6 protein-coding genes and 2 pseudogenes are annotated in these 7542 nt (G+C 69.6%); 6 read left to right on the forward strand and 2 right to left on the reverse strand.

Going from position 1 to position 7542, the window contains the following annotated elements:
• Positions 1-391: 391 nt before the first annotated feature.
• From istA to Q0963_RS12615, 3 genes and pseudogenes are all read left to right on the forward strand, one after another.
• Positions 392-2079 (forward strand): annotated as a pseudogene (gene istA / locus Q0963_RS12605) (IS21 family transposase).
• Positions 2076-2456 (forward strand): annotated as a pseudogene (locus tag Q0963_RS12610) (ATP-binding protein); the annotation flags it as partial. The pseudogenes istA and Q0963_RS12610, both read left to right, overlap by 4 nt.
• 483 nt (positions 2457-2939) lie before the next feature.
• Entirely contained in the window at positions 2940-3650 is a 711-nt protein-coding gene (locus Q0963_RS12615) for a hypothetical protein (protein ID WP_299446346.1), read from the forward strand.
• Between the two features lie 46 nt (positions 3651-3696).
• Here Q0963_RS12615 and Q0963_RS12620 read toward each other — a convergent pair whose 3' ends face one another.
• On the reverse strand, positions 3697-5235 hold the full coding sequence (locus Q0963_RS12620; protein WP_299446348.1) for an IS110 family transposase: 1539 nt from the start codon (positions 5233-5235) through the stop codon (positions 3697-3699).
• Positions 5236-5582: 347 nt separating this feature from the next.
• Between Q0963_RS12620 and Q0963_RS12625 the strand changes: the two genes are divergently transcribed.
• The 3 genes from Q0963_RS12625 (at position 5583) to Q0963_RS12635 (ending at position 7112) form a co-directional block, all read left to right on the forward strand.
• Positions 5583-6497: a tyrosine-type recombinase/integrase gene (locus Q0963_RS12625; protein WP_299446350.1), complete on the forward strand. Its 915-nt coding sequence runs from the start codon at positions 5583-5585 to the stop codon at positions 6495-6497.
• A gap of 62 nt (positions 6498-6559) precedes the next feature.
• On the forward strand, positions 6560-6883 hold the full coding sequence (locus tag Q0963_RS12630) for a hypothetical protein (RefSeq protein ID WP_299446352.1): 324 nt from the start codon (positions 6560-6562) through the stop codon (positions 6881-6883).
• Complete coding sequence (locus tag Q0963_RS12635; protein WP_299446354.1) at positions 6867-7112, forward strand: hypothetical protein; 246 nt, start codon at positions 6867-6869, stop codon at positions 7110-7112. Before Q0963_RS12630 ends, Q0963_RS12635 begins: the two co-directional genes overlap by 17 nt.
• Positions 7113-7181: 69 nt before the next feature.
• Here the strand turns inward: Q0963_RS12635 and Q0963_RS12640 are convergent.
• On the reverse strand, positions 7182-7542 hold a 361-nt coding region (locus Q0963_RS12640; RefSeq protein WP_367180066.1), incomplete at its 5' end, for an HNH endonuclease.

Below are 7542 nucleotides of genomic sequence, written 5' to 3' on the forward strand. Positions count from 1 at the left end.
GAGCCATCGGACGTGCCCTGAACCGCCTCCCCGAGGTCGTGGACCCGCTGCATAGCGCCGCCTGTCGACCGTCGGAATCGCAGCATGAGCATGCGCTTCTGCGACATGCTCGTGGGGTGGCAGAGCCCTTGACCGTCAGCATCGCCGACCTACGTACCGCGTTGCTTCGCGCGCTCGACGCTACGGAGAAGCGACTGGGCCCACAAGTCCCGCTCGACATGGACTACTACTGGCATCTCCCGGTTGTCTATGACAGGTTGATTTGGCCCCACCGTGACGGCTTGTTCTGGCCCCATGGGCGACGCGCCGGGGTGGTTGTGACGGTTTGATCTGGCCCCACCTGAGCCTGAGTCCCATCGGCTGGTTCTCGAGGCAAAGGGGTTGGGTCGGGATGGGATCACGTGTGGACGTCTTCGCTGCGATCCGCCGGGACGCGCGGGTGGAGGAGCTCTCGATCCGGGAGCTGGCTTCTCGGCATGGTGTGCACCGGCGCACGGTCCGTCAGGCGTTGGCGTCGGCGGTGCCGCCGCCGCGGAAGCGGCCGGTGCGGTCCTCGCCGCGGCTGGAGCCGTACAAGGCGGCGATCGACGCCATGCTGATCTCGGACCTGGACGCGCCACGCAAGCAGCGGCACACCGCCACCCGGATCCTGGCGCGGCTGGTCGAGGAACACGACGCGACCGGGTTGTCGTACTCCACGGTGCGGGACTACGTGCGGGTCCGCCGCGCCCAGGTCGACCGGGAGGCCGGGCGGCGGGTCGAGGTGTTCATCGCCCAGGACCACGCGCCTGGGGTGGAGGCGCAGGTCGACTTCGGCGAGGTGTGGGTGATCCTCGACGGGGTGCGCACGAAGTGCTTCCTGTTCGTGTTCTGGCTGGCCCACTCCGGCAAGGCGGTCCACCGGGTCTACCCGACCCAGGCGCAGGAAGCCTTCCTGGAAGGGCACATCGCCGCGTTCGAGGCCATCGGCGGGATCCCCACCGGGCACATCAAGTACGACAACCTCAAGGGCGCCGTCTCCCAGGTCGTGCACGGCCCCGGCCGGGCCCGCGTGGAGAACGAGCGGTGGGTGCTGTTCCGCTCCCACTACGGCTTCGACGCGTTCTACTGCCAACCCGGGATCGAGGGCGCCCACGAGAAGGGCGGGGTCGAGGGTGCGGTCGGCTGGTTCCGCCGCAACCACCTCACCCCCATGCCCGAGGTGACCGACCTGGCCGAGCTCAACGCGAAGATCCAGGCCTGGGAGTCCGCCGCCGACGCGCGCGTCATCAGCGGCCGGACCGAGCCGGTCGGCATAGCGTTCGCGCGGGAGCAGTCGCTGCTGGCGCCTCTTCCGGGCGAGGGGTTCGACCCGGGCACGGTGCTGCACCCGTGGGTGGACCGCTCCTCCATGGTCACGGTGCGGATGGTGAAGTACTCCGTCCCGGCGCACCTGATCGGGCGCCGGGTCCGGGTCTCGCTGCGCGCCTCCCAGGTCGTGGTCTTCGACGGGCGCACATCGTCGCGGTCCACCAGCGGGTCGCGGCCCGCACCGGGCACCGCCTCGCCCTGGACCACTACCTGGAGGTCCTGCGGACCAAGCCCGGCGCCCTGCCGGGCTCCACCGCCCTGGCCCAGGCGCGTGCCGCGGGCACGTTCACCCCGGCGCACGAGGCGTTCTGGGCCGAGGCGCGCAAGGTCAACGGCGACGCCGACGGCACCCGCGAGCTGATCGAGGTCCCCCTACTCCACCGCAGCATGAACCAGCGGGACGTCGTGGCAGGGATCCGGGCTGCCCTGACCGTGGGCGCGCTCTCCGCCGACGTCGTCGCCGTCGAGGCCCGCCGCCACGCCACCACCTCAGGCACTGCGAACGCTGACGGTGGGGCCGCCGGAGGCCGTCACCTCGCTGCTCACCACGTCGTGCGCGAGGAACGGGTTGTCAGCCTGACCCAGCGCCGCCTCACCGACCCGGCCGCTGTCATCGCCGGCCTCCCACCGGACACCCGGCCCTTGCCGTCGGTGATGGCCTACGACGAGCTCCTCCCGCGACGACGAACCGCCCCCACCGACCAGGAGGCGAAGGTGAGCACCCGATGACCGCCGCCAGCAACAGTGGTTCACCGACACCGGTCGCGCACACGCTGCGGCGTCGGCGCGGCCTGACCGAGGAGGCCGCCGCGGCGGCGGTCGACCAGGCCTGCCGGCGGCTGCGGCTGCCGACCATCCGCGCCCTGGTCGACCAGGCCGTGACCGCCGCGACCCACGAGCAGCTGACCTACCACGGCTTCCTGGCCGAGCTGCTGCTGGCCGAGGTCGACGACCGCGACCGCCGCTCCACCCTCCGCCGGGTCAAGGCCGCCGGGTTCCCCCGCGAGAAGTGGCTCGGCGACTTCGACTTCGGCGCTAACCCGGCCATCAACCCAGCCACCATCAACGAGCTCGCCACCGGCGACTGGATCCGCAAGGGCGAACCCCACGAACGGGTCGCCGGTGAACATGGCGGACGGGGGAACTCACTACTTCCACTACGTCAGCCTCAACAGTGCGGTTCAGGACGCCGTCGTGTGGTCTCGGACGTACAACTACAACCCGACCGACGCCAATACCGCCTACGACTCGACGCTGGACTCGGCGACTGATGTCGTTGTGCGCAACCAGGACTACACGACCTACTGCGGGTATTCGTGGCACTCCTCGGGAGGCACCTGGGGATTGACAACGTGCAACTCCCTGTCTGGATTCAAGTGCGAACAGCACACGGTCCGTTTCGACCTTTCGTACTTCAACGTGGTAAGCCGCAGCGCGGAACGCGGGCTCGCTTGCCACGAAATCGGCCACTCTCTTGGCCTTGAGCACCGCGACACCGAGACTGGCTGCATGGAGAGGTACGGCACCTATCCGACGTACCTCACCACGCACGACGAGTCCCACCTCAACGCCAACTACTGAGGAGCGCCATGCGACGCCTGACCCGGGCCGCTGCGCCCCTCGTTCTCGCCTCTCTGCTCATGGCGGGCTGCTCCGCCGCCGGAGACAACGCCGTCGTCACCCAGCTGCACGCCCGCAATGACGCGGTGGCCCGGGCCAAGCCGTTCGACTCACTGGTGGATCTGCTGCCGAACCGGACCTACCGAACGGGCGATGGCCAACCGTGGACGTTCTCATCGTCGGTTGTCGTCGCGCACTTCACCTCCGTGGAGCCCGGCCGGGCGTACTCGGCCGAGGACTCACCCGGCGGTGTGGATGTGCCATTCGACAGCCCACACGCTGCCTGGCGGACCTATCACGCCGCCCTCACCGTCGACCGTCTGGTCGCCGGTCGCGCGCTGAAGACCAACGAGCGCGTGGGACTCTCCCTGGGTCCCGACCTGTCCATCGAGGACGTCGAGCGTGACCTGAAGGACCTGGGGCCCGTGTTGCTCTTCCTCGATGAGTCATCGCCGGTGTTCGCATACGACCCTGAAGTTCTCGGGACGGTCTGGGACGGCGAACTCATCGCCCAGGTGGGTGCCTCTGGGGATCTGTCCTTCCCAGCTCTGGAAGACGGCGAAGGACTGCCATTCCGGGTGGCGTCGATCGACGCCCTGGAAGCGGCCGGTCGGACCCCGGGAGAGAGCATCACCCTTGATCCGTCGGGGGCGGAGGTGCTCTCACGGAAGCCGGCCTGACAGCCATCTCGCAGCAAAGCCCCTCGACGCCGAAACGCAACGGCAGCTAACCGGCGTTCTTTGCCGGGCGCCTGGGGCCAAGCCAGGCCGTCCTCGCGGGGCCAATTGGACTTGACACGGTCACCCGGTGGAGCAGGCGTTCGACATGGCCGAAGAACCCCACACGTTCACGGTCGGTCAGGTCAGTGACGACGTCGAAGAGAGCATTCAGGACGAGCGCGAGCGACTGCCAGAAGAGGCCTGGCACGACCTGGCGCATCTCATCGGAGTCCTTCGCGCACTGGAGTTTGCTGCGCGGTCCTGACGACCTTTGGCGACAGAGGCGCACGACAACCGGTCCTCCAGAACTGCTGCATACCGGCAACCCTCTGATGTCAAGAGGCTGGTTCGAGGGGCCTTGAGGTCGTGCTCTTCCCTGCCGCAGTGCTCGGCGTACGGTCGTGGGTGCGGGTCCCGGGAGTGGCTGATCCGAAGTGCCGGTGTGCGGGTGCGAGCCGGCCGCGCTGGATATGAGTGACGCCCCGCAGTGCCCTCCCGGGCCCGCGTCCACGTCCACGACCGCCCGGCTCTGAGCGTCGGCGCGGAGCTGTCGGTACAGGGCGTCGGAGATCCGTCGCTTCAGGCAGCGCATGGCTTCGGCCTTGGTCTTCCCGGCGGCGAGTTTGCGCCGGTAGTAGGCCCGCCCCTCGGTGTCGTGACGCAGCTGGGACGCGGCGGCCATGTGGATCATGTGGTTCATCCGCCGGTTCCCGGCCCGGGAGAGCCGGTGGCGCACGATCTCCCCGGACGAGGCTTCGATGGGGGCGGTGCCGGTCCAGGAGGCGTACCGGTTCCGGTCGGCGAACCGGGCGACGTCCCCGGTGTCGGCCAGCACCCGTGCGGCCACGACCGGCCCGACACCGGGCAGCTCCATCAGGGTGGAGCCGGACGCGCGGACCATCGCCTTGAGCTCTTTGGTGACGGCCTTGGCCTTCTTCTCGATCACCACGAGCTCGGCGATCTCCTCCGCGGCGAGCCGCCGGCGGGTCTTGCCCGCGATGTCCCGGGGTTTCACGGTGGCGAGGATGGCCTTGGCCTGGGTGGTGCTCATCTTCCTCTTCGACTGTCCCGGAACGAGTTCCGAGAGAAGCCGGTGCACCCGGTTGACGCACTGGATCCGAGCCCGGGACAGCTCGGCCCGCCGGTCCACCAGCAGCCGCAACGCCTCGAGCTGAGGGTCGTGGGCCAGGACCCGCAGGTTCCGGGTGCGCACCGCGACCACCGCGACCGCGTGGGCGTCGTGCGGGTCGGTCTTGCGGTTGTGCCCGCTGTCCAGGGCCCTGGCCCGCGCGGACAGCTTGGCCGGGACGTCGACGACGTGCTCCCCGTCGGCCAGGAGCCGCTGCGCCAGCGGGCGGCCGGCGCCGTTGCTGCCCTCGACCGCCCACACCCGCTCCGGGTAGGACGCGACGTGCCGGCGCATCGCCGCGTAGCCGGTCTTGTCGGTGCCGAACCGGCCGGTCGCCAACACCGTCTCGTGCTCGTCGACGACCTCGATGGTCGCCGACAGCTTGTGGGGATCGACCCCGATGACCACTCTCGCCATGAGCTTCACCTTCCCGCCGTCACTGTTCGGTGGACACCGGGCGGGCAGTGCTACTACGAGCTGGGCAGACCCCTCTTGAGCCACACACCGGCAACGGTGCCCAGCGGGAACGCAAACCGATAATGAGCCACACCGATCGACCTGGTGGGCAGCCGCATGGAGAGCTTCCCGCCGGACACCTGGACCGAGTCTGGCCAGACACCGGCCCTACCCGGAAGTGTCAAGTAGCCGCCTGACGGGGCTATTCCAAACCGACTGTCGGGCCTAGCGTTCGCGTCGTCCGGATGCCCGGCCGCTGTCGCGGCGGGCGGGTGCGGGCAATGACTGGTCGCCGCGTGAGGTGACCCATGTCTGCTTCCACTGCTGTGCTCCCGTTCCAGCCGTCCATCATGTCGAGCGCGCAGCTGGCCGCTGTCTCCTATCTGGCCCGCTATTCGGGTCGCACGCACCGGTTGTATGCGTTCCAGTTGCGGGAGTGGTTCTCGTGGTGTGAGGGGCACGGGCTGGACCCGCTGGTCGGGGTCCAGCGCGCGCATGTGGAGCTGTACATCCGTGGGCTGGGGGAGCGGGGTTTGATGGATTCCTCGGTGGTGACGATGATGCACGGGGTGCGCGGGTTCTTCCGGTTCGCGCACATCGACGGCCTGGTCCCGGCGGACCCCGCGGTCTACGCCCGGCTGCCGAAGGTCCAGCGGGATGAGTCCCGCACCCAGGGTCTGGACCGGCTCGAGCTGATCCGGTTCCTGCAGGTCTCCCAGACCATCACCGTCCACCACGGCGCGCTGGCGTTCCTGCTCGGGATCAACGCACTGCGGGCGTCGGAGGCCGCGGCGGTGCGGATCGAGGACTACGCCGAGACCCTGCGCGGGCACCGGGTGCTGCGGCTGGTCGGGAAGGGCAACAAGCCGGCCACGATGCCGGTCACCGTCCCGGTGCTGCGAGTCCTCGAGGCCTGCCGCGGCGATCGCGCAGAGGGCCCGCTGATCCTGCGACCGCAGAGCGGGAACCCGATCGACCGGCGCGACGTGTACCGGATGGTCGCACGGATCGCCAAGGCCGCCGGGATCCCGCGGCACATCTCCCCGCACTCGCTGCGGCACGCCGCGATCACCAACGCCCTCGACGCCGGGGTGCCGCTGCGCGACGCGCAGATCCTGGCCCGCCACGCCGACCCCCGCACCACCGAGCACTACGACCGAGCGCGGGGCAACCTCGACCGGCACGGCGTGCACTTCCTCACCGCGTACGTCGCCGGCGTCTGATGCGGGCAGCTCGCTCCGGACTGGTTGTACTACATCGTCTGACAAAGACGTACACTAACCCAGTGGGCGAGGAGATCCAGTGGGACACCGAGGCCAGTGAGTACATCCGCTCCCGCGGCGATCGCTACCCCGACGCCGACGGGATCGAGCCCGGCTGGACACAGGAGGTCATGGACGATGCCGACCTCCTCGCGCTCGAACCCGACCCGAAGTCCCGGATGGGAGCGTCTCGGTTCATCGGTCGCTCCCGCTCCGCAGGGCGGGTGGTCGTCGTGATCGCCTACCGCGACCTCGACGGCGACCTGCACGGCATCAACGCCTGGCCGGCCACCGGCGCCGACCTCACGCTCTACCAGCAAGGAGACGATGATGGCCAAGACGATTGACCCAGCCCTGGCCGAGAAGCTGCGCGAGGAGTCGGAGCAGACCAAGGACGACGCGTACCCCGCCGGCACCACCGGCCGTCGACCGAACCGGCAGAAGGTGTACTCAGTGCGGCTCAGCGCCGAGGAGGAAGCCGAGGTTCAGCGCGTCGCCGCCGCCAAACACCTCCCCGCCTCCACACTCGTCCGCTCCTGGATCCTCGAACGACTCGACCGCGAACGGTCCGCCTGACGTAGCCCTTTTCGCCGCGTTCGACCTAGGTCAGCTGCTCCAGAGCGGTGTCGTCGACCGGGCCGCGGGTCAGGCGGCGTGGAGGAGTGCCTGGAGGTGTCGTTCCAGGGGAGAGTCTGGGTCAGGCGCGGGGCCTGACGCGGGGTCGGGTTCGGGGGCGGGTGGGTCGGTGCCCCAGCCGAGCAGGGGCGGGGCGTGGGAGTGGTAGGTGTGCCCGGTCGGGGTGGTGACCTCGAGGTGGCGCGGTGAGGTGGAGAGCACCCGGGCCTGCCACCCGGGGGCTTCCTTGACGCCGTTGCATCGGGCGCACAGCCCGGACCCGTTCCCGAAGCTCGTCTCGCCGCCGGCGTGGGCGGGGTGGGTGTGGTCGGCGTGCACGATCGGGGCGTCGCACCACGGGGTCGTGCACACGTCGTCACGCAGCACCAGC

The organism is uncultured Phycicoccus sp. (genome assembly GCF_947495705.1).
GTDB lineage: Bacteria > Actinomycetota > Actinomycetes > Actinomycetales > Dermatophilaceae > Phycicoccus.